General features: G+C 34.3%; 3 protein-coding genes. 2 read left to right on the top strand and 1 reads right to left on the bottom strand.

Features of this window, described 5'->3' with window-relative positions:
* Both AC1DJR_RS27560 and AC1DJR_RS27555 read left to right on the top strand, forming a co-directional pair.
* A partial coding sequence (locus AC1DJR_RS27560; RefSeq protein WP_477003998.1) for an ABC transporter permease subunit occupies positions 1 to 333 on the top strand: 333 nt, incomplete at its 5' end.
* A gap of 49 nt (positions 334 to 382) precedes the next feature.
* Positions 383 to 1,336 carry a branched-chain amino acid ABC transporter permease gene (locus AC1DJR_RS27555; RefSeq protein ID WP_477003999.1) on the top strand — a complete coding sequence of 318 codons (954 nt, stop codon included), beginning with the start codon at positions 383 to 385 and terminating at the stop codon, positions 1,334 to 1,336.
* 164 nt (positions 1,337 to 1,500) lie between these two features.
* Here AC1DJR_RS27555 and AC1DJR_RS27550 read toward each other — a convergent pair.
* On the bottom strand, positions 1,501 to 2,154 hold a 654-nt coding region (locus tag AC1DJR_RS27550), incomplete at its 5' end, for a LysR family transcriptional regulator (RefSeq protein WP_477003997.1).

The raw sequence follows: 2,154 nt of genomic DNA, 5'->3' as shown, positions 1-2,154 counted from the left end.
GTTCAAGCTCTCGGAATTAACGTAAAAGCGATATTCTCGTTTGTTTTTTTATTAGGAGCAGGGATGGCGGCGTTAGGTGGTTTTCTACTAGCACCATATTCAGGAGTTATTTTTGCTGAGATGGGTATGCAGTATGCAATTTTAGCCTTTATAGTAGTTATCATTGGAGGATTAGGTAGCGTACAAGGTTCAGCGCTCGCTTCTTTAATCGTCGGATTAGCCGGTGCTTTTACAGCTTATTTTATACCAGATCTATCACTTGCAATTAATATGWTAATGTTACTATTTTTCTTAATAGTGAAGCCRACGGGACTYGTTGGTGAAAAGGGGTGACATGGTGAACAGCATATCGGGTCGAATTAAAGTATACTTCGGAGTTTTTATGCTCATTTGTTTAAGTGTATTTCCATTCGTARATGATTCACGGAGCTTGTTAATTTTGTTCACTCAAATCTTCATCTTTGCTATTTTCGCTATGAGTTTTGATGTTCTCCTTGGATATACGGGTATTGTTTCATTCGGTCATTGTATGTTCTTTGGAATAGGGGCGTATGGTGTAGCACTCTTATTTGATCGGCAAGGGGTGTCTATAATGAACTTTTTTATAGGAATAGCAGCCGCAATTATTGTATCAGCCATCGTTAGTTATATAATTGGTATGCTTTCATTACGTTTGAAAAGTCATTTTTATGCAATGTTAACGCTCGCTATTTCCCAGCTGTTTTTTGTACTTGCTGAAAAATGGCGTTCACTGACTCATGGAGGAGATGGATTTACATTTCGTGTACCAGATATATTCCGTGATCGTTTTACATTTTATTATATAACATTTATATGTCTAATCGTCATTTTCATCTTGTTACGTCTTTTCACAAAGTCTTCAATTGGAAAAGTATTAAAGGCCATTTCACAAAATGAACAACGCGTTGAAGCACTTGGATATAAAGTTCTTCATTATAAAATTATTGCTAGTGTTGTTGCAGGAGTAGTTGCAGCGATTAGCGGTGGTTTATTTGTTATCACATTGCGTTTTGTAAATACGACTGTATTTTCAATTGAAATGACGTTAAATGCATTATTGATGACAATGATTGGAGGAGTTGGAACGTTAATCGGAGCCATTGCTGGAGCTGGAATTATTGAATCACTGAAATATTATTTATCAKAACTAGCTACAGAGTATCCGATTTTTGAACGATGGACGATTATTCTTGGTTTATTATACATTATCGTGCTTCTAGTTTTTCCGAAAGGGTTAGTTGGAACAGTTAAGAAGTTGAAGAATTTTAAAAGGGGTAAGAAGGAGAAGAGCACAGGGGTGGAGCAGAACGTGTAAAATAAGTCTTCAAGATGAAAAGGGATGTCCTAGTAGTTAAACATATTAACTAGGTAACATCCCTTTTTATTTTATTAAGCCGTACGATAGTATATGAAGTTATATTAGCGATTCGAAAAGGGATATCTATTTACCCGTAAAATACGACAAGTGTAGCCTTTTTATTAATTAAATAGTTCAACTGGAATCACTTTATCTAAGTCTCGAGTTGTAAAGAAGTTAATAGGTAGTTTTTCAACCGCGACATTTTCAACTGGAACTAATTTATCATTTCTAATCGGTAAAAAAGCTATCCCATTTCCCTCAACAATAAACTCTTCAATAAGCGAATAAGAATCTAACTGTTGAAGTTGATGCTGAGATAGATTGTTTTCTTTTAGAAATTGTATTGTCATATTTCTAAAAGGGCACTTTTTATCGTTACTAACAAAGAAAAGTTCTTTTGAAAAGTCAATGTTACACTGTTCTTTCGCTTTTAATAAGCCTACAGAAACTGAAGTGGTGAATACTTTTTTAAACGCTGCGTCGGGATAATCCTCATAAGTTATGACCATATCAACTTTTTGTTGCTGTAGTAGTTTTTGTAAATGGCTACTACTTTCTATATATATTTGATAATTCCTGAAATTTTCTTTAATACGCATACTTAAATAATTAGTCAAAATAGATTGTGACGTCGCTATTACATAAGAAGAAGCACTTGTTTTAATTTCATCTTTGGCTTCTTCTAAAAGAGCTAATATTTTATTCGTGTAGTCTAATAAAATGTCACCAGAAGGTAACAGGGAGGCACCTTTGTTATCTCTATGTAGTAAAGG

Source organism: Bacillus sp. 05T31 (assembly GCF_056396725.1).
This window is presented reverse-complemented; position numbering and strand designations above follow the sequence as displayed.